The following is a 23,115-nucleotide window of genomic DNA, read 5'->3' as shown; positions in this document are numbered from 1 at the left end:
AGCGCCTACGCCTGAATACCCGCCCAACCGCTGTCAGGCCGCAGGAGGTGAAGATCGCGGTGGAAGCGAGTATACCCAACCCGGTCGAAGAACTCGAGAATCTGGATCGCGCGCTTGCGGCCGAGCCCCGTCGCATCGCGGAACGTCGCGGCATCGAGCCCGCCGTCGCGCGACGGCACGAGATGCGCGACCAGTTCCGCCAGCTCGCGCACCACGCTCGCGTGGTAGAACAGGTCGCGCACGACCTGGTGCACGTCGCCGCGCCGCGCGAGCTTGCGCAACAACGCGCGCACCGCGTCTTCAGCCGCGCCCGTGTCACGGGCCAGGTCGCGCACCCACGGCGGGTCGAAGCGCCCCGCGTGAATCAGCGGCAGCAGCTGCTGCGCCAGCGCCTCCTCGCGCGGCTCGAGGCTCACCGCATGCGACGGCAGGTGCAGCCACGGCCCGCTTCGCGCGACTTCGCCGCCGGCCACCAGCGCATCGACGAGCGCGCGCCACAGCGTATCGCCGGCGAGGGGCGCGGCCATCCGCCGCAACCGCGCGGCGTCGAGCCCCTGCTCGTCGGGCATGCGCTCGTGATACGCGCGCAGCGTATCGATCGCGCGCGTCTGCAACGCGCGCCAGTGCGCCTGGGCAATCACCGCGCCGTCGTTCGACGCGGCGTCGCGCTGCCCGATCGCCAGCGCGTCTTCCGGCAACGCCAGCGCATTCGGCGCGAAACCCGTCAGATGCGTGAGCATCGCGCGCGGGATGCCGAGCGGCGCCTGCGCGAGCAGCGCATCGAGGCGGCCTGCGTCGAGCCATTCGGCCAGCGCGTCGAGCCATGCGCGGCGCGCAGGCGTACGACGCTTGCGCGCCGGCCCGAACGGATCGAGCACGCGGCCGCCGCCGACCGTGCGCGTCGCCTGCGGATTGCGGACGATGAAGCGGTCGCCCGGCAGCGCAAACACCGGCTCGTCGAATACCAGTTGCACGCGCATCCGCTGGCCGGCCGCGAGCGTATCGCCGTCGAGCAGCGCGACATGCGCGACGCGATGCAGCGTGCCGAGATGCACGTGCAGCGGCGCCCAGTGCGTCAGCGTGAGCCCCGTATCCGCGAGCAGCGTCAGCTCGACGTCGAGACGCGGCGACGTCGCGACGAGCCGCGCATCGGCGACGGTGTCGCCTCGCTCGACCTCGGCCTTGTCGACTCCGGCCAGATTCAGCGCGCAACGCTCGCCTGCGCGGCCGGCCTCGACCGGCCGGTTCTGCGCATGAATGCTGCGCACGCGGGCCGCGCCGCCCGTGCGTACGATCGCGAGCGTGTCGCCGGTCGCGACGCGGCCCGCGAACGCGGTGCCCGTCACGACGGTGCCCTGCCCAGTGAGCGTGAACACACGATCGACCGCGAGCCGGAACAGCCCGTCGTCGCGGCGGGCACGCCACGCGATCGCCGCGTCCGCCAGATAACGCTTCAGCGCCGCGACGCCGGGATCGTCCGCAGCCGTCGCACGCGTCTCGAAAATCGGCACGCCGGCCAGCGTCGAGTCGTTCAGCCACGTGGCGATCTCGTCGCGCACGTCGGCCACGCGCGCGGCGTCGACGCGATCGCACTTCGTCAGCGCGACGGCGCCATGCGTGACGCCGAGCAGCTGCAGGATCGCGAGATGCTCGCGCGTCTGCGGCATCACGCCGTCGTCGGCGGCAATCACGAGCAGCGCGAAGTCGATCCCGCATGCGCCGGCCGCCATCGTATGAATCAGCTTCTCGTGGCCCGGCACGTCGATCAGGCCGAGCACGTCGCCGTTGTCGAGCGGCGTATACGCGTAACCGAGCTCGATCGAGATACCGCGCGCCTTCTCTTCCTTCAGGCGATCGGTGTCGACGCCCGTCAGCGCGCGCACCAGCGTCGTCTTGCCGTGGTCGATGTGTCCCGCGGTACCGACGATCATGCAGCGGGCCCCGCGGGCGGCACGCATTGCGCGACGAACACCGCCTCGTCGGCGGCTTCGAGGCAGCGCAGGTCGAGCCGCAGTGCATTGTCGGCGACGCGGCCGATCACCGGGCGAGGCCATTCGCGCAGCCGTTTCTCGAGCTGCGCCAGTGCACGGCCGCCGCGCTTGCCGTCCGCCGTGCGCACGACGAGCCCGGCGCTCGGCAACTGGTCGACCGGCAGCGCGCCGCTGCCGATCTGGCTGAACATCGGCTCGACCGTCACGTCGAAACCGCTGCCGAGCGTGGCCTGCAGCGCCGGACGCACGCGCTCGGCAGCCTCGGCGATCTCGCGCTGCGGGCGCGTCAGCAGCCGCAGCGTGGTGAGCCGGCCACGCAGGAACTCGGGCGACTGGTAGAGGCGCAGTACCGGCTCGAGCGCCGCGAGCGTCAGCTTGCCGACGCGCAGCGCGCGCTTGAGCGGATGTTTCTTGATCTTCGCGATCAGCGCGCGATCGCCGACGATCAGGCCGGCCTGCGGCCCCCCGAGCAGCTTGTCGCCGCTGAACGTGACAACGTTTGCGCCGGCAGCGACGGTTTCCTGCACGGTCGTCTCGTGCGGCAAGCCCCACTGCGACAGGTCGGCGAGCGTGCCGCTGCCGAGATCGACGGCCACCGGCAGCCCGTGCTCGCGCGCGAGCGGCGCGAGTTCGGCGAGCGTCGCCTCCTTCGTGAAGCCGCTGATCGCGTAGTTGCTGCAATGCACCTTCATCAGCAGCGCGGTACGCGGGCCGATGGCTTCCGCGTAGTCGCGCAGATGGGTGCGGTTGGTGGTGCCGACCTCGCGCAGCTTGGCCCCCGCGCGGCTCATGATGTCGGGAATGCGGAATGCGCCGCCGATCTCGACCAGCTCGCCGCGCGACACCACGACTTCCCGTTTCGTCGCCAGTGCCGACAGCGCCAGCAGCACGGCCGCCGCGTTGTTGTTGACGACGGTCGCGGCTTCCGCGCCCGTCAGTTCGCACAGCAGATCGTCGATCAGGTCGTCGCGATCGCCGCGGCGGCCCGTGGCGAGATCGAATTCGAGGTTGACCGGCCGCGTCAGCACGTCGACCACCGCGCGCACCGCGTCGTCGGGCAACAGTGCGCGCCCGAGATTCGTGTGCAGCACGGTGCCGGTCAGGTTGAACACGGCGCGCACCGCGCCCGCGCTCTGCGCGGCCAGCGTGCGCGCGACGGCCGCGGCGATGCGCGGCTCGTCGAGCGGCTCGGCCGCCGCCGGATCGTGTTGCGCGGCGGTACGCCAGCGTTCGAGTTCGGCACGCACGGCGTTCAGCACGCGCGTGCGGCCGTACTCCGCGATGAGCGGTTGCAGCGGCGCCGACGACAGCACGCGTTCGACGGACGGCACGCGCGCCAGTACCGCATTCAGTTCATTCACACCCGGTTCGGTCACGTCGTTGAGGCTCCAGTCTCATGCTTCGCAGCGGGCCGGCGCCGGTGCTCGCGCACCGTCCCGCCGGCCCGTGCCGTCAATTCGCGTCCCGCGAGACATCCGGCCACAGCAGCGGGTTCGGTGAACTGCGCTGGTAGCCGGCTTCGTTCATCAGCAGGTCGAGCGTGAGACTCGCGAGATCGTCCGCCAGCGGCTCGAACTCGTAGTCCTTGTCCTGATAGCCGATCTTGCGATAGGTCTTGCACTCGTCGCACGATTCGGCCTTGACGGCTTCGCTGCCGCCCTCGATCCCGTGATACGCGATGCCTTTGGTCGAATCGCAGTGCGAGCACTTCGTGCGCACCATGTGCCACTCGGTCGTGCACAGCCCGCATTGCAGGAAACGGTAGCCCTGGTACTGGCCGCCGACCCGCACGACGCTCGCGACCGGATGCGTGCCGCACACGGGGCACAGCCCCGGCTGGTCGAGATACGGGACGTCGGCCGGCGGAATGCGGCTGGCGAGGTCCGTCCAGACGACCTGCAGCGCGGCCATCAGGAACGGCGCGGTAGCCGGGTCGACTTCGGCGAAACGCAGCGCGAGAATCGCGTCGGCTTGCGCGTCGAGTTCGGCGGGCGCCATCAGGCGAAGCCTGTCGAGCAGCTTCGCGAGCTGCGGGTTGACGAGCCCGGCGCCTTCGACGCGGTCGAGCAGTTCGTACAGCACGGCCCGCCAGCGCGGATTGCGCTCGCCGTCGAGCGCCGGCACGAGCGGCATCGAATGCTCCTGCGCACGCGCGATCGCTTCCTTCGAAGGCAGCGGCAGTTCGAGCGTTTGCAGCGTCGCGTGCTGCGCATCGGCGACGGTGGCCATCAGCCGCAGGTAGCCGCTGATCGGGTTCAGGTCGGCCAGCTTGCGCAGCCGCGCGGCGCGCGCCGAGAACGCGGTGGCGCGCTCCGGCAGGCGAAAGCGCGGGATGGCCGAATGATCGAGGGTCGAGATCTCGGTCGGTTCGAGGATGCGTTGTGTCACAAAAATATCTTCCAAAAAAACAAGCGCCGACGCATCGGCGCTTTCGGGCGGTTCCGGCGATGGAGCGGAGCAGCCCGCCGCGATCGGCGAGCCGCCCCGCTCCGGTGCGTTATTTCACGCTTTCACGGAACCACTTCGGGTGATGCTTGCGAGCCCAGCCCAGCGTGACGGTGCCGCGCACCATCGCGCCGATCGAGCCCTTCACCCACAACGCCGCGTAAATGTGCACGATGATGCTCGCGATCAGCACGAAGGCCGCCACGGCATGCACGACAGCGGCCGCGCGGATCACCCCGATCGGGAAGTAGAACGAGAAGTAGCGCCGCCAGATCACGACTCCCGACAGCAGGAGCAGCAGCAGGCACGCGACCAACGTAAAGAATAGCAGCTTCTGCCCGGCGTTATAGCGCCCGACAGGCGGCAGCTTGTCTTCCTGGTTGGTCAGCACGTCGCCGATCTGCTTGAGCCACTGGCGATCGTCCGCGTCGAGCGCATTGTGGTGCCAGAAGCGCACCACCAGGATCGCAAACGACACGAACATCACGAGGCCGACGAACGGATGCAGGATCCGCGTCCACTGGCCGCCGCCGAACAGCGCGGTCAGCCAGAACATCGACGGATGAAACAGCGCGAGCCCGGACAGCGCGAGCAGCACGAACGTGATCGCGGTGATCCAGTGGTTCGTGCGCTCGTTCGCCGAGTAGCGGACGATCAGGTTGGGGTCGTCGTGATTCATTTCGCGTCCTCCTTGATGCGTCGCGCCTCGTCGCGCGCGGCCTGTTCCTCGTCGTCGCTCACCTCGTTCGGACCGACCCGGACGTAGTGGAAGAACCCGGCAAGCGCGGTCAGCGCGAGGCCCGCCACCGCGAGCGGCTTCGCGATGCCCTTCCACAGCTTCACCATCGGGCTGATCGACGGATTGTCGGGCAGCCCGTGGTACAGCGACGGCTTGTCCGCGTGGTGCAGCACGTACATCACGTGCGTGCCGCCGACGCCCTGCGGGTCGTACAGCCCCGCATGCTCGAAGCCGCGCTCCTTCAGGTCCTCGATCCGCTCGGCCGCGTGCTGCTTCATGTCCTCCTTGGTGCCGAACACGATCGCGCCCGTCGGGCAGGTCTTCACGCAGGCCGGTTCCTGGCCGACCGCGACGCGGTCGGAACAGAGCGTGCACTTGTATGCGCGATGATCCTTCTTCGAGATCCGCGGAACGTTGAACGGGCAGCCGGTCACGCAATAGCCGCAACCGATGCAGTTCTCCTCGTGGAAATCGACGATCCCGTTGTTGTACTGCACGATCGCGCCCGGCGACGGACACGCCTTCAGGCAGCCCGGATCCTCGCAGTGCATGCAGCCGTCCTTGCGGATCAGCCACTCGAGGTCGCCGGCCGGGTTCTCGTATTCGGAGAACCGCATGACCGTCCACGAATGCTCGCTCAGGTCGGCCGGGTTGTCGTACACGCCGACGTTGGTGCCGACCTCGTCACGCAGGTCGTTCCACTCCATGCATGCCGTCTGGCATGCCTTGCAGCCGATGCACTTCGATACGTCGATCAGCTTGGCGACACTCCCGGTCACCGGTTCGCGCACCGTGGGCGGTGGCGTCGTGGTGGCCGAGACGCGCTTGATATCCAGCGATTGCAATGCCATCTCTTTCCCCTTACGCCTTTTCGACCTTCACCAGGAACGACTTGAATTCCGGTGTATAGGAGTTGCCGTCACCCACGGACGGAGTCAGGGTATTGGCGAGATAGCCGGGCTTCGTCAGACCCTTGAAGCCCCAGTGCAACGGGACGCCGACCGTCTGGACCTTCTTGCCGTCGACCGTCAGCGGCTTGATCCGCTTCGTGACGAGGGCGACCGCGATGATGTAGCCGCGCTTGGACGACACCTTCACGCGCTCGCCATGCGCGACGCCGACTTCCTTCGCGAGGTCTTCGCCGATCTCGACGAATTGCTCGGGCTGGATGATCGAGTTCAGCCGCGCATGCTTGGTCCAGTAGTGGAAGTGCTCGGTGAGCCGATACGTCGTCGCCACGTGCGGGAACTCCGCCACCTTGCCGAACGACGCGCGGTCGTCCGGGAACACGCGGGCAGCCGGGTTGTTCAGCGCCTGCGGGTTGTTCGGGTGCAGCGGGTTCGCGTCGAGCGGCGTCTCGAACGGCTCGTAGTGCTCGGGGAACGGACCTTCGTTCATCCCCGCCCGGGCGAAGAAGCGTGCGACACCTTCCGGGTTCATGATGAACGGCCCCATCCCGTTCTCGGGCGCTTCGTCCGCCTTGAAGTCGGGAATGTCGGCCCCCTTCCACGCGCTGCCGTTCCAGCCGATCAGCTTGCGGGTCGGGTCGAACGGCTTGCCGGCAACGTCGCACGACGCGCGGTTGTACAGGATCCGCCGGTTCGCCGGCCACGCCCACGCCCAGTTCAACGTCTGGCCGATGCCGGTCGGGTCGGCGTTGTCGCGCCGCCCCATCTGGTTGCCGGCCTGCGTCCAGGCACCGCAGAAGATCCAGCAGCCGCTCGCGGTCGTGCCGTCGTCCTTCAGCTGCGCGAACGCGGCCAGTTGCTCGCCCTTCTTCACGAGCGTCTTGGTCGGATCCTTCGGATCGGGCAGGTCGGCGAGTGCCTTGCCGTTGAACTCCATTGCCAGCTCTTCGGGCGTCGGGCTTTCCGGGTTCGCGTACGGCCAGGTCAGGTTGACGATCGGATCCGGATACTTGCCGCCGTCCGTCTGGTACATCTTGCGCATGCGCAGGAACAGCCCCGACATGATCTCGAGGTCGCTCTTCGCCTCGCCCGGCGGCTCCGCGCCCTTCCAGTGCCATTGCAGCACGCGGCTCGAACTCACGAGCGAACCGTTTTCCTCCGCGAAGCAGGTGGTCGGCAGACGGAACACCTCGGTCTGGATCTTCGACGAATCGACGTCGTTGTAGTCGCCGTGATGCTTCCAGAACTCGGAGGTTTCGGTGGCGAGCGGGTCCATGATCACGAGCCACTTCAGCTTCGCGAGCCCGGCCGCCGTCTTCACCTTCGACGGCGACGCCGCAAGCGGGTTGAAGCCCTGGCAGATGTAGCCGTTCATCTTGCCGGCATTCATCAGCTCGATCACCTGCAGCAGGTCGTACTGCTTGTCCAGCTTCGGCAGGTAGTCGTAGCCCCAGTTGTTCTCGGCGGTCGCCGCATCGCCCCACCAGGACTTCATGAAGCTCACGTGGAAGGCCTTGTAGTTCTTCCAGTAGCTCAACTGGTTCGGCCGCAGCGGCAGCTGCACGCGCTTCTTGATGTAGCCGTCGAAATCCTGCTCGGCCTGCATCGGCAGCGTCATGTAGCCCGGCAGCAGGTTCGACATCAGCCCGAGGTCGGTCAACCCCTGGATGTTCGAGTGGCCGCGCAGCGCGTTCATCCCGCCGCCCGCGATGCCGATGTTGCCGAGCAGCAACTGCACCATCGCACCGGTGCGGATGATCTGCGCGCCGATCGAGTGGTGCGTCCAGCCGAGCGCGTACAGCACCGTGCCGGCGCGGCCGGGAACGGCCGTGGTCGCGAGCATCTCGCACACCTTCAGGAATTTCTCCTTCGGCGTGCCGCACGTCTGCTGGACCATGTCCGGCGTATAGCGCGCGTAGTGCTGCTTCAGCAGGTTGTAAACACAGCGCGGATGCTGCAGCGTCGGGTCGACCTTCACGAAGCCGTCGTCGCCGCGCTCGTAGTCCCAGCTCGATTTGTCCGGGTACGCGTGCTTCTCGGCGTCATAGCCGGAATAGATGCCGTCGTTGAACGCGAAATCCTCGCGCACGATGAACGAGAAGTCCGTGTAGTTCTTCACGTACTCATGCTGGATCTTGTCGTTCGTCAGCAGATAGTTGATGACGCCGCCCAGGAAGACGATGTCGGTGCCGGTGCGGATCGGCGCGTAGTAGTCGGCCACCGAGGCCGTACGCGTGAAGCGCGGGTCGACGACGATCAGCCGCGCCTTGCGGTGCGCCTTCGCCTCCGTTACCCACTTGAAACCGCACGGATGGGCCTCGGCTGCATTGCCGCCCATCACGAGAATCACGTCCGCGTTCTTGATGTCGACCCAATGGTTCGTCATCGCTCCACGGCCAAACGTCGGGGCAAGACCTGCCACCGTCGGGCCATGTCAGACACGCGCCTGATTGTCGAATGCGAGCATCCCGAGACTGCGGATGGTCTTGTGCGTCAGGTAGCCGACTTCGTTGCTGCCCGCCGACGCGGCGAGCATGCCGGTGGTCAGCCAGCGGTTGACCTTGGAGCCGTCTTCCGCCGTCTCGACGAAGTTCGCGTCGCGGTCGGCCTTCATCAGCTTCGCGATGCGGTCGAGCGCGTCATTCCACGAAATCGGTTCCCACTTGTCCGAGCCGGGCGCACGATACTCGGGGTGCGTCAGGCGGTTCGGGCTGTGGATGAAGTCGATCAGGCTCGCGCCCTTCGGGCACAGCGTGCCGCGATTGACGGGATGGTCGGGATCGCCTTCGATGTGGATGATGCTCGGCTGGGCGTTCTTCGCGCCGTCCCCGAGGCTGTACATCAGGATGCCGCAACCCACTGAACAGTAGGGACAGGTGTTGCGCGTTTCGACTGTGCGCGCCAGCTTGTACTGTCGGACTTCGGCGAGCGCTTCGGACGGAGAGAAGCCCATCAGGGCTAGACTCGATCCGGCAAGCGACGTAGCCGTCACCTTCAGGAACTGGCGCCGGGACATTTGTAGCATGGCTGGTCTCGGCGTTATTGTGGGGGTGAGGAAACTGAAAGGAATTATAGACAGTTCGCGCAACTATGTTCGAATCTTCGGATCAATACTGAATTGTCTGATTACCAACGATGATCCGCGTTCCGCGCGCACCCGAACCGTCATGAAACGACAGATCACCTCCGAAGCCACCCGTCTCGCGCAAGAACAGGCCAACTGGGCCCTCACCGCGTTCAAGCGCTTCTCGTCCGACCGCTGCTCCGCGATGGCCGCGGGCATCGCCTTTTTCTCCGCGTTCTCGCTCGCGCCGATGCTCGTGATGGTGATTGCCGTGGCCGGCTGGTTCTACGGCGACGATGCCGCGCGCGGCCAGGTGTTCGAACAGGCCCATCAGCTGATCGGCGACGACGCGGCGGCCAGCATCCAGACGATCGTGCAGAACGCGCACCGCGCGGGCGAGCGCGGCGGCCTGGCCACCCTGATCTCGTTCGCCGCGCTCGCGATCGGCGCGTCGGCCACCTTCGCGTCGCTCAGCGCCGCGCTCAGCGTGATCTGGCCCGCCACCGAGAACCGCTGGTCGAGCATGCTCGGGCTCGTGCGCGTGCGGCTGATCTCGTTCGGGCTCGTGCTCGGCGTCGCGTTCCTGCTGATCGTGTCGCTCGTGCTCGACACCGCGATCACGTTCGTCGGCACCTGGCTGCTGGGCAATTCGCCATACGTGATCGTCACGAACCTCGTGCAGTTCTTCGTCGGGATCGCCGTGCTCGCGGGCGCGTTCGCCGCGCTGATGAAGTTCCTGCCCGATGCGCGCGTCGCATGGCGCGACGCCGCGATCGGCGGCATCGTGTCCGCGATCCTGTTCTCCGGCGGCAAGAAGCTGTTCGCGCTGTACCTCGCGCACGCGGGCACCGCAAGTGCATTCGGTGCAGCCGGATCGTTCGCGGTCCTGTTGATGTGGCTGTACTTCTCCGCGATCGTGCTGCTGCTCGGCGCGGAATTCGCGGCCGCCCGCGGCAACGCGCATCGACCCGCCGCGACCACCACACCGGCCGTTACTGCTCAAGCCGATCGCCCCATCGATCGACCCACCGACGGCACGCGCGACGACTGACCCACCGCTTTCGCCACGCCGCCGCACGCCCCCGCACACCCGTTCGCCGCTTTGCAACCACGCTGCCCGCCGCGCATCCGCGCGGCGTTGACACGTTCTTTGCATGCCCGCGCATTCGTTGCCGCAATCGCAAACGTTTGCATGCTTCGGTTTCCGTGCGTGAACGGGTAGAAACAGGCTTCCTGCCGCGATGCGCATCAACTAGCGAAACAATCGCATCGCAGCAACTGTCAACTTTTTCAAAAACAGAAACAGTCGTTGATGTACTTGATATATATGGACTTTTTCTCGCTGTTACCTTTTCGAGACACTTTATTTTTTAAGCTTTCTTGCGTCGATGGCACTGAGCTATTCTCCAATCCGCAACAAATAACGATGAATCACTTGCGTGGAGATATTCAACGATGAAGAAACTTGCTCTCTCGACCCTCTCGCTCGCCCTGCTGGGCGCCGCTGGCGCTGCTCATGCTCAATCGAGCGTGACGCTGTACGGCGTGATCGATACGTCGATCACCTATGTTCACGGTAACGACGGTCAAGGTAACAATTCGTGGTCGATGGGTAGCGGCAACCTGCAAGGCAGCCGCTTCGGCCTGAAGGGTTCGGAAGACCTCGGTGGCGGCCTGAAGGCGATCTTCCAGTTGGAAAATGGCTTCAACTCGGCATCGGGTGCACTGGGCCAGGGTGGCCGCATGTTCGGTCGCCAGGCTTTCGTCGGCCTGCAAAGCGACCAGTACGGTACGCTGACGCTCGGCCGCCAGTACGACCCGCTGGTCGACCTGGTCCAGGCAGTCACGGCTGACAACTACTTCGGCAGCGTGTTCGCCACGCCGGGCGACGTCGACAACAACGACAACAGCCTGCGCGTCAGCAACGCGATCAAGTACACGTCGCCGGTCTGGGGCGGCCTCCAGTTCGAAGGCATGTACGCACTCGGCGGTGTCGCCGGCGCAACGGGCAAGGGCCAGACGTGGGCCGCAGCTGCAGCCTACAACAACGGCCCGCTCGGCCTGGCTGCCGGTTACTTCCACGCCAACAACTCGGCTCCGCTGAGCGCTGCAGGCGTGCGCACCGGCTGGGCCGGCACGTCGGACGCGATCTTCGACGGTTCGGGCGCGTTCATCAACAACGCATACACGTCGTCGTCGTCGATCGGTATCGCACAAGTGGCCGGCCAGTACGCATTCGGCCCGGTGACGTTCGGCCTCGGCTACAGCAACGCGCAGTACAAGGCGGATGCGAATTCGGCGTTCGGCACGAACCAGAAGTACAACACGGGTCGCGCATTCGTCACGTACCAGGCATCGGCTCCGCTGCTGCTCGGCCTCGGCTACATCTACACGAAGGGCAGCGGCCAGACCGACGCCAAGTACCATCAGGTTTCGCTTGGCGCCGACTACTCGCTGTCGAAGCGTACCGACGTCTATCTGGTTGGCGCATATCAGCACGCAAGCGGCAAGAACGCCGACGGCAGCGATGCGCAAGCGTCGGTCGGCTCGTACGGCATCGCCGGCAAGAGCTCGCAGGAAATCGTCGCACTCGGCCTGCGTCACAAGTTCTAAGAAGTACGTTTCCGGCGTGCATGGCGTCTCCGACGCCTTGCCGCCGACCTGGAAAGCCAGTCCCGGTTTCGGCCGCGACTGGCTTTTTTTCGTCCGTCTCCCGCGTGCCCGCGGCGCGCGCACGGGCCGGGAACCGCCCGCCGGCCAGCAGCGGCGCCTGGCGGCTGCCAAGCGCCGGGAACACCGTTTGCGAAGCGCCGCACCGGTCGCCATCCGTCCGCCGAGCGACTACCATCCGCACTGCCGGCACCGCGATCGCCATGTGCCGAAGCGTGTCGATTTCGGCAATCGTCATCCGTCGTCTCGATGGCGGCACGCGGTTCGCGCATCGCCCCATTCACACAGGAGATACGCCATGACGATTCAGAAGATCACGCCTTTCCTCTGGTACGCGGCGGAAGCGGAAGAAGCCGCTGCCTTCTATGCGGGCATCTTTCCGGATTCGCGCATCGTGCGCGTCACGACGGTGCCCGGCACCGACGGCACGCGGATGGTCGAGTTCGAACTGTTCGGGCAACCGTTCTTCGCGATGAGCCACCCGCGCACCGATACGTTCAACCATTCAATTTCGCTGCTGGTCAGCTGCGCCGACCAGGCGGAACTCGACCGCTACTGGCATGCCCTGCTCGACAACGGCGGCACGGCCGACGCCTGCGGCTGGCTGAGAGACCGCTATGGCGTGTCGTGGCAGATCGTTCCGGAAACGCTGATCCCGATGGTGTCCGACCGGGACACGGTCAAGGCCACGCGCGTGGCCGCCGCGATGATGCAGATGATCAAGCTCGACGACGCCGCGCTGAAAGCCGCCTACGCGGGTACGGCGGGCTGACGAGGCACGTCGCACGGCGCATGCGCGATGACGCGCCGGGGCGCTGACAGGCATCCGGCTCGACCGCATGCACGCGCGACTGCCGCGCCAGTGCCGACGATCCTCATCGGCGTCGCGCCCAAGCCGGGCACGCGCGCGGCATCCGCCGCTACGTCGACAGCATCGATTCGACCGTTCGCCGCGCGTAGCCGATGAATGCGGCAAGGAGTTCGCTCGACAGGATCGCCGCGTCCTCCTCGCCGCCGAGATAGGCGGCACGCGCCGCCGCGACAACCGGCCGGCAGGCTTGCGGCAGGCGCTCCAGAACCCATGTCGCCGCGACGTCCTTCGGCGCGATCCTGCCGGTCGCGGCGCTGTACCAGATGCGCGCGAGCGCGAGCACCACGTTGCACGCGTCGCCGCGCCAGTCCGGTTCGGTGTTCCACTGCGCAACCGTCGCGAGCAGAGCGGCGACAAAATCCCGTGCGGGCACTGGCTCGAAAAGCGCCGCCGCCGGCGCGCCAACCAGCGCGACACTGTGCTGCCGCACCTTCGTCAACAGGATCGCCAGATCGTGATCGACGCGCGCCGGTTCGACGATGCCGGCCTCGAGGTCGTGACGCAGCCACTCGCCGAACTGCAGTTCGCGACGCGCCGGATGACGCCACGGCACGACCGCATCGTGCGCGACGACGGTCGCTTCCAGCGCGCGCATGCCGCCGGCGCGACCAGGCGGCGCCGACACGGCCAGCAGGTCGAGCATCAGTGCGTGCCGCGTCGATTCGTCCGGCCGCGCCGAGACCGTCACCAGCAGGTCGACGTCACTGCGCGGCTTCAGTCCGCCTTCGAGCGCCGATCGGAACAGGTGGAGTGCCGTGAGCGTCGCGCCGAGATGCCGCTCGATCGTGTCGCACGCGGCGGTGACCTGGGCTGCGATTTCGTCCGGAATGCATTCAATCACGATGCATGTGCCTCGCGATGCGCACGCAACCGGCACAGCGCGCGCGACAGGCAGCGGCGGATCTGCTGCAAGCATGCAGAGGATTGCCGCTCGTCATTGCGCGTGCGCGGCGCGTCTTCCGTCGTGCGTCACGCGTCGAACCGGACCTCCCGCCATTTCGCCGCTTCGCTGCCGCGCGATTTGCGCAGCGCAATAAAAATCCCCGCACGCTTTCGCGTGCGGGGATCGTCGGACATCGCAGCGGCTGCCGACATGCATTCGGCAGCCACTGCGCAGCATTACGCTGCTGCGTCCTTCAGCTTCTTCAGCGCACGTGCCTTCACGCGCACGCTGGCCGGCTTCGCCGGGAACCAACGCTCTTCGCCCGTGAACGGATCCTTGCCGAAGCGCTTCTTCTTCGCCGGCACGACTTGCGCCGTGATCTTCAGCAGACCCGGCAGCGTGAACTCGCCCGCGCCCTTCTTGTGAACCGAGCCCAGCACGACGTTCTCGAGTGCGACGAGCACTGCCTTGACAGCCTTCACCTCGACAGCTGCGCGCTCAGCGATGTGCGTTGCGAGCGATGCCTTCGTGAACTTGTCCTTCAGCGGCGTCGGAGCAGCCGGTGCCGCCTTCGCGACAACCTTCTTGGCTACTACTTTCTTCGCGGGCGCAGCCTTTTTGGCAGCCACTTTCTTGGTGGCCGGTGCGGCAGCCTTCTTGGCCACCTTTTTTGCGGAAGTCGCCATGTTTCTCCTACCAGGTGTGGTCGTTGGATACACGAAGCGTGCAACGCGCGCGCTTCAACGCCGGATTCTACAAGCGCCTTGACGCTTCGTGCAGTACTTTTATGCGTTTTCGCGGGGTTTCCCGCAGGTTTTTTTGCATGCGACCGATTTCATCGACGCTCCAGCATCAAAAAACGCCTTCACGTAGGCACCCGAATGCGAATTACGTTCGATATTTGCGCACCTATACTGGGCTCGCTCAATGCCCGGATGCCTCCATGCGCGAAGCCACATACGTCAAAGGACTCGACGGCCTGCGAGCCCTCGCCGTCATCCTCGTTTTCCTGTCCCACAAGGGCCACGTCCTTGCCGTCGACGTCGGCAAGCTTGGCGTGTGGACGTTTTTCCTCATCAGCGGATTCCTGATCGTCGGCGAGCTGCATCGCAACCGCCAGGCGGTCGAGTGCGGCACCATGACGCGCCGCCACGCGCTCGCGCTGTTCCTCGCGAAACGCGCGCTGCGAATCTTTCCCGTCTATTACCTGCTGCTCGCCGCGCTCGCGATCGCGCACGCGCTGTTCTACCAGCGCGGCGTCAATCTCGGGCTCGCGTGGCACGCGGTGTTCCTGTCGAATTACTGGATCGGCGTCGTCAAGGACGGCTGGCCGGGCTCCACGTCGCACTTCTGGAGCCTCGCGGTTGAACAGCAGTTCTATCTGATCGCACCGCTCGCGCTGCTCGCGGTGCCCGCCGCGCGACACGTCGCGCTCGGCATCGCGGCCATCGTACTGTGCGCACTCGCGCATCTCGCGCTCTACCTGTGCGACGCGTCGCCGGTGTTGATCTACGCGTTTTCGCCATGGAATTTCGCGCTGATCGCGCTCGGCGGCGTCGGCGCGATGGCGCTCGCCGATCGCGGTGCGGCCGCCGTGCGCCGCATTCCGCCCGGGTGGCTCGGCGCGGCCGGCGTCGTGTTCTTCCTCGTGCTGCCTGCCTGCACGCCCCTGCCCGATGCGATCGCGGGGCTCGCGGATCTCGGCCTGTCCGCGTCGCTCGGCGCGCTGCTGCTGTGGATCGTCAGCGAACCCGGGCATCCGGTCGTGGCGCTGCTCGACTGGGCGCCGCTCGCCTATCTCGGCACGATCAGCTACGGCTTCTACCTGTTCCACAACCTCATTCCGGCGCGCTTCGGCGTGCTGCCCGCGCACGTCGCGCACGTGACCATCCCGGAAATCGTCCGCGACACGCTACCCGAACTGCTGCAGTTCGCGCTCGCCGTGCTGCTCGCGCACCTGTCCTGGCGCTATCTCGAAAAGCGGCTGCTCGATTTCAAGAAGCCGGTCGCCGCGATGCTGGCCCGGTATTTCGTCGCACGGCCAAGCACGTCGGCGCGTTGAATACGGCACGAACACGGCAACGGTCGAGCGAGGAAGCGGTGCTTCACACCACACCCCGGCGCTGACGCTCGACACTCCAGCCGTCGCGTCATCGACCGGTGCCGGCAAAACCGATGCAGTCGCGAACGTCGATACGCATCGCGCAATCGAACCGCCGACCCTGTGATCCAGGCGCCCGTCGCGGCACCGGTTTCAGCCGTGACGTCCGCGCTCGTCGGCGCGCCCCACTCCGCACGCAACCCCGATCCTGAAACCGATCCGCCACGACACGCACCCCAGCGGCACGCATGGCGATCGCGCACTGACGCACCCGCACACGCAAAAAAGCCCCGGCGCGCGAGCGGCCGGGGCCAACGGAACAACCACCACCTGAAACAACGGAGCGCGCGGCTGCTTAGGCGACAGCAGCCAGCGCGGGCAAGCAGGTACGCAGGTAGGCCTCGAATTCGCGGCTCACTTCCGGATGCTGGAGCGCGAGCTCGACGGTGGCCTTGAGATAGCCGATCTTGCTGCCGCAGTCGAAGCGGGTGCCGTAGTAGCGATACGCGAGCACCTGCTCGTTCGCGAGCAGCGACTGGACCGCATCGGTCAGCTGCAGCTCGCCGCCGGCGCCCGGCTTGAGCTTGCGCAGGTGATCGAAGATCGTCGGCATGAACACGTAGCGGCCGACCACGCCGAGGTTCGACGGCGCATCTTCCGGCGCCGGCTTCTCGATGATGCCCGACAGCTTGATGATGTCCTCTTCCCATTCGCGGCCTTCGACGACGCCGTACGAACGGCTGTCCTCGCGCGGGATCGTCTCGACCCCGATCACCGAGCTGTGATAGTGGTCGAACACGTCGACGAGCTGCTTGAGCACCGGCTGTTCGCCGTGCAGCAGGTCGTCGGCGAGAATCACCGCGAACGGCTCGCCGTGCACCAGCTTCTCCGCGCACAGCACCGCGTGGCCGAGGCCGAGCGCTTCCGGCTGGCGCACGTAGAAGCAGTTCACGTGGCTCGGCTTGATGCCGCGCACCAGTTCAAGCAGCTTTTCCTTGCCGCGCGCCTCGAGTTCGGCCTCGATCTCGTAGGACTTGTCGAAGTGATCCTCGATCGCGCGCTTGCTGCGCCCGGTGACGAAGATCATCTCGGTGATACCGGCGTTGATCGCTTCCTCGACCGCGTACTGGATCAGCGGCTTGTCGACGACGGGCAACATTTCCTTCGGGCTCGCCTTCGTTGCCGGGAGGAACCGCGTGCCGAGACCGGCGACGGGGAACACGGCCTTGGTGACTTTCAACATGTTCGCATCCTGATTGCGTTGACTGCGCCGCGTCGACCCGCGACCCGGCGCGATTGTGTTCCGAACGGCATATCGAGAATCGACGGTACGGCCAATTCGACTCCGCTCATTTTCGATATGGACTGATTGCCCAATGATTCCGGAAAAAATATAATCCTTTCAACCCGGTCGATATTGCCGAACCGAGTGCCGAGGCAGAAACAAATTACCGATTTTCCAGATACAAATTCTTACGATTCGAATTCCTCGATATAGGGCACGCCGCCCCGTTCGAGACCCGGGCGAATCGGTTCGTTCTTCAGCGCCTCACGGTACGCCGACAGCACGGCCATGACCAGCAGTACTGCAGCGCTCGCGATCCAATGCATGTCCATCTTGCCGCTCCTTGCATCAATCAACTGGAGCTTCAAACTATCAGAAAAAAATCGGTAAATAATTGACCCGCGTCGCGGAGCCGCTTTCTGAACGCGATAAAACCATGATGTGGAATTGCGATATTTCACGGCGAGATTTTTTTATTCATTGATCGAATTCTTGCGCATTACGATTGGATGAAACTTCCCGTCCATCCGTCGCAAGGAATCGAATCGCATGCAAGCTTTCAGCGGATCGTCTCTGGCCGCGCCGCCCGTCGCCGATCACAAGGAATACGTGATCGACGCGATGCGCGGCTTCGCGGCGCTGCTCGTCGCGTATTTCCACTGCCGCCAGGTCGTCTGGGTCGGCATGCAAAGCTTCCATCACGCTTACGGCCATGCGCTCACCCCGAGCGCGATCGCCGGCTACCTGACCTTCCCGTTCGCGTGGGGCTCCGCCGGCGTGCCGATCTTCTTCGTGATCAGCGGCTACTGCATCCATCGCAACGCGGCGCTCAAGCTCGCGGCCGATCCCGCCTACCGGCTCGACGCGCCGAACTTCTGGGTGCGCCGGTTCGCGCGCATCTACCCGGTGCTGCTCGCCGCGCTGCTGTTTACGTTCGCACTCGACTCGGTCAGCCTGCAGATCGAGCCCGTCAGCCACAAGATCCGCGATGTCGGCCTCGTCGCGTTCCTCGTGAACCTGTTCTCGCTGCAGGGCGTCGCCGGCTACACGTACGGGTCGAACGGCGCGCTGTGGACGCTGTCGCTCGAAGTGCAGTTCTATGCGATCTACCCGCTGCTGTTCGCGATCCGCCGGCGCATCGGCATGCCGGCGGTCGTGGCCGCGGTCGCGCTCGTCAACGTCGCGTCGGCGTGGCTGCTCGAACGGCACGACCTGCAGTTCTTCACGTCGTACTGGCTGTCCTGGACGATCGGCGCGTGGATCGCCGACGTGCGCGCGCAGCCGGCCCGCGGCGCGGCCGCCGTGCCGTCGCGTGCGTGGTACGGCGCGGCCGCCGTGCTGCTGGCCGCCGGCTGCGGCGCGTTCCATTTCGGCCAGTACGGCGCGTTCCAGCTGTGGTCGGCCGGCTTCGCGTGCTTCCTGTACCGCGCGCTCGCCCGTCCGCCGCGCCCGACGCCGCCGCTGCGCGTGCTGAGCTGGTTCGGCGACTTCAGCTACTCGCTGTACCTGATCCACCTGCCGCTGTTCGTCTGTCTCGGCTCGGTGCTGTTCCATTCCGAGCTGCAGCTGTCGATCTGGCCGTCGTTCGCGTTCATGGCCGCCGCGATCCCGGTCGCGTATGTGTTCTACCGGATGTTCGAACGGCCCGCGATGACGTGGTCGGCCAGCTTCAAGCCGGCTCGCCCCGCTCGGGTCGTTACGCCGGCGCCTGAACGGGCTGTTTGATCCGGCCGGAACGCTTTCCCGAGCCCTCGCGCGGCGCTGCGCCGCGCGGGGGCTTTTTCATGGCCTGAGCGCGCCGGCATGCCGGGTTGGCGGGGGGTGGGTAGCCTTCGGGCGTCGGGCCGCGCCACGGCCCGCAGGAGCCGCCCTCGACCGCCTTTCGCCACCGGGACTGCCTGGGCGCGGTCTTCTGGCGTCACCTTCTGGCGTCACCTTCTGGCGTCACCTTCTGGCGTCACCTTCTGGCGTCACCTTCTGGCGTCACCTTCTGACGTCATCTTCTGAAGTCTTCCTCTGACGCCACCATTGGCGTCGCCTTCTCGCGTCACCAACCGCGCCCTCCCACTCAACAATCGGCCAAGCGCGCCCCACGCGACGCACAACAACCTGCCCACCGCCCGCCCGACAAAGGCCCCCGGCGCTGAAAAACAAAGCCCCCACGCAGCACACCGCCGCATGAGGGCCCGTTTCCCACCGGCTCGCGCCGACGGCTGCTAGCGCTTCTTCGCCTTCGCCGCCTTCACTGTATCCGCGAGGATCTTCTCGACCCGCTCCACGTAGGTTTCGGTGCCGAACCGGCGCACCGCCGTCGCCCGCCCGCTCGCGACGAGCCGCTCGCGCAGCGCGCCGTCGCGCTTCAGCGTAGCCAGCGCATCGGCCAGCGCGGCCGCGTCGCCCGGCGCGCAGAGCAGCCCGTTGTCGCCGTCCTCGATGATCTCGACGACGCCGCCCGCACGGGCCGCGACGACCGGCCGGCGCGCGAGCATCCCCTCGACGATCACGCGCCCGAACGGCTCGGGCGTGATCGACGTGTGCGCGACGACGTCGACCGCCGTCATGCAGGCGGCCACGTCGCGCTGGAACCCGAGGAAATGCACGCGCTCGTCCATCCCGTGCCGCGCGACGTATTCGTGCAACTGCGCCGCGTATTCGTCCTCGCCGAACAGCGGCGCGCCGACCAGCACCACGTGCATGTCGGGATGCCGCGCGGCGGCTTCCAGCAGCACGTGCTGCCCCTTCCAGCGCGCGAGCCGGCTGAACGAACCGACGAGCCACGCGTTTTCGGGCAACCCGAGGCGCGTGCGCAGCGCGGCCTGGCTGACGCCTTCCAGCGCGTCGAACGGCTCGGCCGAAATGCCGTTGAACACGACGTCGACGTGCTGCGGCGTGAAGCCCGTCAGCGTCCGGAACGCCTGCGCGGACGCATCGGAATTCGCGATCACGCGCGTGACGCCGAGCCGCGCGCAGTACTTGATCGCCAGCAACTGCTTGCTGCCGAAATGGTCGGTGCTGACGATGTCGCGCAGGTGCCACACCACCGGCTTGCGCGCGAGCCGCCCGGCCAGCGCGGCGACCACCATCGCGCGCTGCGTGTTCGCGTAGATCACCTCGGCGCGGCGTGCGCGGCGCGCGACGTCGCGCACCAGCCGCACGAGCTGCTTCAACGCACCGAGCGACACGCCGCCCTGCTTGCGCACGCCCGCGAGCGCCCCCTGGTCGACCACGTCGACGCGCGCGCCGATCTCGTCGAGCGCCGCACGGAACGGGCCGTCGTCGAACAGCAGCACATCGGCGTTCGCGCGCATGTGCTTCATGATCTCGAGCAGCGACAGCTCGGCGCCGCCGAGCACGCCGCTCTGGTCGAGCACGAGCGTCGCCGGGCCGCGCGCGGCCGGCATCGGCGCGATCGCCGTGCCGCGCTGCGCGGTCGAGCCGGGCAGCGCCGCCTCCACGTAGTCGAGGAAGCGCCGCCGGAACGTATCGGCGGAAAACCGCTCCGCGTTCGTGCGGCAGGCGGTCGGCGTGAAGCGCTGCGGCGCACGCTCGAAATCGTCGACGGCCGCGACGATCGCGAGCGGCGTCTGTTCGTCGAAAAAGAGCCCGGTCGGGTTCAGGTCCGATTGCGGGTCGAGCACGGTTTCGAGCGCGCCGCCCTTGCCGTACGCGATCACCGGCGTGCCGCATGCCTGCGCCTCGACCACCGAGATCCCGAAATCCTCCTCGGCCGCGAACACGAACGCCTTCGCACGCCGCATCCGGTCGTGCAGCACCGCGAACGGCTGGTAGCCCATGATCTCGACGTTCGGGCCGGCCTTCGCGCGGATCTTCTGCATCTCGGGGCCGTCGCCGATCACGACGAGCTTGCGCTCGGGCGTGCGCGAAAAGGCTTCGACGATCAGGTCGATCTTCTTGTACGGCACCATCCGCGACGCGGTCAGGTAGAAATCCTCCTTCTCCGCGTTCAGCGAAAACGCGTCGACGTCGACCGGCGGGAAGATCACCGCCGCGTCGCGGTGGTAGACCTTCTTGATGCGCCGCGCGATGAACGCGGAATTCGCGACGAAACCGTCCACCGCGTTCGCGGTGCGCGTGTCCCAGTTGCGGATGTAATGCAGGATCATCCGCGCGAGCAGCGACTTCGGCCCGTGCGTGAGGTTCGACTGTTCCAGATACTGGTGCTGCAGGTCCCACGCATAGCGGATCGGCGAATGCACGTAGCTGATGTGCACCTGGTCCGGCCCCGTCAGCACGCCCTTCGCGACCGCGTGGCTGCTCGAGATCACCAGGTCGTACTCGGACACGTCGAGCTGCTCGATCGCGAGCGGCATCAGCGGCAGGTAGCTGCGGTACTTGGTGCGCGCGAACGGCAGCTTCTGGATGAACGACGTCGTCACCGGCTTGCCGCGTACGAACGCGCGATCGTCGAGGAAGTCGACGAGGCTGAACAGGTCCGCGTCGGGAAAGCACGCGACGATCTGTTCGAGCACGCGCTCGGCTCCGGCATAGGTGACGAGCCAGTCGTGGACGATCGCCACGCGCAGCGCGCGCGTCGGATGGCGTGCGCTGGCACGTTCGGCCGGCAGCGCCCGGCGCAGCGCGGCGGCATCGCCCGCTTCGGCCACGGCCGCATCGGCGGTGGCGAGATTCAACACGGCGTGTTCCGCCAGATCGCGATTCATACCATTTTCCTCGCATTGAGACGGACAAACAGGTCGCGCACGAGTGCGCGCAACCCCGGTGTCATCGTGAGCGACCACGCGACGTTCAACAGCAGCACGACCGCGCAGATACCGACCGACTCGACGAGCCCCGGCCACGCCTGCGCCAGAAACAGGCTCGCCAGCAGAAACGCCAGGTGCGCGAGCATGTCGAGCACGATCGCGCGCATCCGGATCGCCGACAGGTAAAGCAGCACGCCGTAGTCGACGAGCGCACGCGCCGCGACGACCACCGCCGCGCCGATCAGCCCGAAGTGATGAATGCCGAACCACAGGCCGCCGACGAAGAACGGCATCTCGACGAGCCCGGCGAACGCCGCGCGAGCCGGGTTGACCTGCGACTGGATCAGGATTCGCGTGACGCTCGCCTGGCCGACGAGCCACACGCTGATCACCAGCACGCGGCCGACCGGCGCCGAGTGCGCGGCGAGATCCGCGCCTACCCACAGCGTGAGGAACGGCGCGAGCGCGAAGATCGCGACGATGCCGACCGGCGTGAACACGCCGTTCAGGAATTCGAGCGACTGGCGCGCAAGCGTGTCCGCGTGGTCGCGGCCCACCGCCGACAGGCGCGGGAACAGCGTGCGCACGAGCGCGTTCGGCAGCATGTTCAGGCGCGTGACGAGGTTCTGCGGCACCGTGTAGTACGTGACGAACTTCGCGCCCATGCCGGCGCCGAGCATCACGCGGTCGAGCGTGTCGGCGATCATGCTCGTCGTGCTCGCGATCAGCATCCAGCCGCCGAAGTTGAACAGACCTTTCGCGGTGCCCCACTGCGGCGGATCGATGCGCCGGATCCCGAGCACCTTGATGCTGGCCTGGCCGAGCATCGCCGCGGCGATCAGCCGCGCGACGACCGCCGCGGCGAGCACCGTCTGCAGGTTCGGCGCGATCCACCACGCGGCGCCGAGCGGCAGCAACTGGAACAGGAACGTGCCGATCGTCTGGTTCGTGTTGAACACGCCGAAGCGTTCGGCGCCGTTGATCGCGCCGGCGAACACCCACGACACGTTCGCCAGCGGAATCGCGAGCGCGAGCCACGGCAGCGCGAGATACACCTCGTGCTGCATCGCCGCCGACACCTTCGTGAAGTACGCGGTGTAGACAAACGCGCCGAAATAGATCAGCAGCCCGCCGACGATGCCGGTGCCGAGGTTCAGCCAGAACGCGCTCCAGAACACGCGCGCGCTTTCGTCGGCGTTGCCGCTCGCGAGCGCCTTCGAGATGTGGTTCTGCGCGGCCATGCTCATCCCGAGATCGAGGATCCCGAAATAGCCGATCAGCGTCCACACGAGGCTGACGACGCCGTAGCGTTCGACGCCGAGCGCGTGGATATAGGCGGGCACCGTCACCAGCGACACGAAGGTCGGCAGGATCAGCCCGATGAAGTTGATCGAAACGTTCTTGAGTATGCCTTTGTCCATGCTTCTGCCTTGT

General features: G+C 66.6%; 17 protein-coding genes. 5 read left to right on the top strand and 12 right to left on the bottom strand.

Going from position 1 to position 23,115, the window contains the following annotated elements; genetic code table 11:
* Positions 1 to 5: 5 nt before the first annotated feature.
* From selB to fdnG, 6 genes are all read right to left on the bottom strand, one after another.
* A complete protein-coding gene (selB, locus tag CFB34_RS08415; protein ID WP_089443367.1) occupies positions 6 to 1,931 on the bottom strand; it encodes a selenocysteine-specific translation elongation factor in 1,926 nt (641 codons plus the stop codon).
* Complete coding sequence (gene selA, locus CFB34_RS08410) at positions 1,928 to 3,367, bottom strand: L-seryl-tRNA(Sec) selenium transferase (protein ID WP_089442909.1); 1,440 nt, start codon at positions 3,365 to 3,367, stop codon at positions 1,928 to 1,930. The genes selB and selA overlap by 4 nt, the downstream gene beginning before the upstream one ends.
* A gap of 76 nt (positions 3,368 to 3,443) precedes the next feature.
* Positions 3,444 to 4,379, bottom strand: coding sequence for a formate dehydrogenase accessory protein FdhE (gene fdhE, locus CFB34_RS08405; RefSeq protein WP_179243711.1), 936 nt, complete (start codon positions 4,377 to 4,379; stop codon positions 3,444 to 3,446).
* A gap of 109 nt (positions 4,380 to 4,488) precedes the next feature.
* Complete coding sequence (locus CFB34_RS08400) at positions 4,489 to 5,115, bottom strand: formate dehydrogenase subunit gamma (RefSeq protein ID WP_011355693.1); 627 nt, start codon at positions 5,113 to 5,115, stop codon at positions 4,489 to 4,491.
* Positions 5,112 to 6,026, bottom strand: coding sequence for a formate dehydrogenase subunit beta (fdxH, locus tag CFB34_RS08395; RefSeq protein WP_089442911.1), 915 nt, complete (start codon positions 6,024 to 6,026; stop codon positions 5,112 to 5,114). Before fdxH ends, CFB34_RS08400 begins: the two co-directional genes overlap by 4 nt.
* 10 nt (positions 6,027 to 6,036) lie before the next feature.
* Entirely contained in the window at positions 6,037 to 9,108 is a 3,072-nt protein-coding gene (gene fdnG / locus CFB34_RS08390; protein WP_089442912.1) for a formate dehydrogenase-N subunit alpha, read from the bottom strand.
* A gap of 142 nt (positions 9,109 to 9,250) precedes the next feature.
* On the opposite strand from fdnG, the gene CFB34_RS08385 reads away from it, so the two are divergent.
* From CFB34_RS08385 to CFB34_RS08375, 3 genes are all read left to right on the top strand, one after another.
* Positions 9,251 to 10,198 carry a YihY/virulence factor BrkB family protein gene (locus CFB34_RS08385; protein ID WP_089442913.1) on the top strand — a complete coding sequence of 316 codons (948 nt, stop codon included), beginning with the start codon at positions 9,251 to 9,253 and terminating at the stop codon, positions 10,196 to 10,198.
* 404 nt (positions 10,199 to 10,602) lie between these two features.
* Positions 10,603 to 11,760 (top strand): porin, encoded by a 1,158-nt coding sequence (locus CFB34_RS08380; protein WP_089442914.1) that lies wholly within the window; start codon positions 10,603 to 10,605, stop codon positions 11,758 to 11,760.
* 355 nt (positions 11,761 to 12,115) lie between these two features.
* Positions 12,116 to 12,589, top strand: a complete 474-nt coding sequence (locus CFB34_RS08375) for a VOC family protein (protein WP_089442915.1) — start codon at positions 12,116 to 12,118, stop codon at positions 12,587 to 12,589.
* Between the two features lie 148 nt (positions 12,590 to 12,737).
* On the opposite strand, the gene CFB34_RS08370 is transcribed toward CFB34_RS08375, so the two are convergent.
* Together CFB34_RS08370 and CFB34_RS08365 are read right to left on the bottom strand one after the other, a co-directional pair.
* Positions 12,738 to 13,529 carry an AadA family aminoglycoside 3''-O-nucleotidyltransferase gene (locus tag CFB34_RS08370; protein WP_089443368.1) on the bottom strand — a complete coding sequence of 264 codons (792 nt, stop codon included), beginning with the start codon at positions 13,527 to 13,529 and terminating at the stop codon, positions 12,738 to 12,740.
* Between the two features lie 278 nt (positions 13,530 to 13,807).
* Positions 13,808 to 14,257 carry an HU family DNA-binding protein gene (locus CFB34_RS08365; protein ID WP_011355701.1) on the bottom strand — a complete coding sequence of 150 codons (450 nt, stop codon included), beginning with the start codon at positions 14,255 to 14,257 and terminating at the stop codon, positions 13,808 to 13,810.
* 257 nt (positions 14,258 to 14,514) lie between these two features.
* On the opposite strand from CFB34_RS08365, the gene CFB34_RS08360 reads away from it, so the two are divergent.
* Positions 14,515 to 15,633: an acyltransferase gene (locus CFB34_RS08360; protein WP_089442916.1), complete on the top strand. Its 1,119-nt coding sequence runs from the start codon at positions 14,515 to 14,517 to the stop codon at positions 15,631 to 15,633.
* Positions 15,634 to 16,027: 394 nt separating this feature from the next.
* Here the strand turns inward: CFB34_RS08360 and galU are convergent, their stop codons facing one another.
* Together galU and CFB34_RS08350 are read right to left on the bottom strand one after the other, a co-directional pair.
* On the bottom strand, positions 16,028 to 16,915 hold the full coding sequence (gene galU, locus CFB34_RS08355; RefSeq protein ID WP_011548079.1) for a UTP--glucose-1-phosphate uridylyltransferase GalU: 888 nt from the start codon (positions 16,913 to 16,915) through the stop codon (positions 16,028 to 16,030).
* A gap of 230 nt (positions 16,916 to 17,145) precedes the next feature.
* A complete protein-coding gene (locus CFB34_RS08350; protein WP_006479318.1) occupies positions 17,146 to 17,289 on the bottom strand; it encodes a hypothetical protein in 144 nt (47 codons plus the stop codon).
* A gap of 217 nt (positions 17,290 to 17,506) precedes the next feature.
* On the opposite strand from CFB34_RS08350, the gene CFB34_RS08345 reads away from it, so the two are divergent.
* A complete protein-coding gene (locus CFB34_RS08345; protein WP_089442917.1) occupies positions 17,507 to 18,682 on the top strand; it encodes an acyltransferase in 1,176 nt (391 codons plus the stop codon).
* Between the two features lie 491 nt (positions 18,683 to 19,173).
* Here the strand turns inward: CFB34_RS08345 and CFB34_RS08340 are convergent, their stop codons facing one another.
* Both CFB34_RS08340 and CFB34_RS08335 read right to left on the bottom strand, forming a co-directional pair.
* Complete coding sequence (locus CFB34_RS08340) at positions 19,174 to 21,639, bottom strand: glycosyltransferase family 4 protein (protein ID WP_179243710.1); 2,466 nt, start codon at positions 21,637 to 21,639, stop codon at positions 19,174 to 19,176.
* Positions 21,636 to 23,102 (bottom strand): flippase, encoded by a 1,467-nt coding sequence (locus CFB34_RS08335; protein WP_089442918.1) that lies wholly within the window; start codon positions 23,100 to 23,102, stop codon positions 21,636 to 21,638. Before CFB34_RS08335 ends, CFB34_RS08340 begins: the two co-directional genes overlap by 4 nt.
* Between the last annotated feature and the right edge of the window lie 13 nt (positions 23,103 to 23,115).

Origin of the sequence: Burkholderia sp. HI4860, from assembly GCF_002223045.2 — a bacterium.
Lineage (GTDB): Bacteria > Pseudomonadota > Gammaproteobacteria > Burkholderiales > Burkholderiaceae > Burkholderia.
Note: the sequence above shows the minus strand (reverse complement) of the source record. Positions and strands in the feature narration are given on the sequence as shown.

Coding starts and splice junctions, on each gene's coding strand:
- selB (WP_089443367.1), bottom strand. CDS start 1,931: ATGATCGTCGGTACCGCGGGACACATCGACCACGGCAAGACGACGCTG.
- CFB34_RS08400 (WP_011355693.1), bottom strand. CDS start 5,115: ATGAATCACGACGACCCCAACCTGATCGTCCGCTACTCGGCGAACGAG.
- fdxH (WP_089442911.1), bottom strand. CDS start 6,026: ATGGCATTGCAATCGCTGGATATCAAGCGCGTCTCGGCCACCACGACG.
- CFB34_RS08385 (WP_089442913.1), top strand. CDS start 9,251: ATGAAACGACAGATCACCTCCGAAGCCACCCGTCTCGCGCAAGAACAG.
- CFB34_RS08380 (WP_089442914.1), top strand. CDS start 10,603: ATGAAGAAACTTGCTCTCTCGACCCTCTCGCTCGCCCTGCTGGGCGCC.
- CFB34_RS08375 (WP_089442915.1), top strand. CDS start 12,116: ATGACGATTCAGAAGATCACGCCTTTCCTCTGGTACGCGGCGGAAGCG.
- CFB34_RS08365 (WP_011355701.1), bottom strand. CDS start 14,257: ATGGCGACTTCCGCAAAAAAGGTGGCCAAGAAGGCTGCCGCACCGGCC.
- CFB34_RS08360 (WP_089442916.1), top strand. CDS start 14,515: ATGCGCGAAGCCACATACGTCAAAGGACTCGACGGCCTGCGAGCCCTC.
- galU (WP_011548079.1), bottom strand. CDS start 16,915: ATGTTGAAAGTCACCAAGGCCGTGTTCCCCGTCGCCGGTCTCGGCACG.
- CFB34_RS08350 (WP_006479318.1), bottom strand. CDS start 17,289: ATGGACATGCATTGGATCGCGAGCGCTGCAGTACTGCTGGTCATGGCC.
- CFB34_RS08345 (WP_089442917.1), top strand. CDS start 17,507: ATGCAAGCTTTCAGCGGATCGTCTCTGGCCGCGCCGCCCGTCGCCGAT.
- CFB34_RS08340 (WP_179243710.1), bottom strand. CDS start 21,639: ATGAATCGCGATCTGGCGGAACACGCCGTGTTGAATCTCGCCACCGCC.
- CFB34_RS08335 (WP_089442918.1), bottom strand. CDS start 23,102: ATGGACAAAGGCATACTCAAGAACGTTTCGATCAACTTCATCGGGCTG.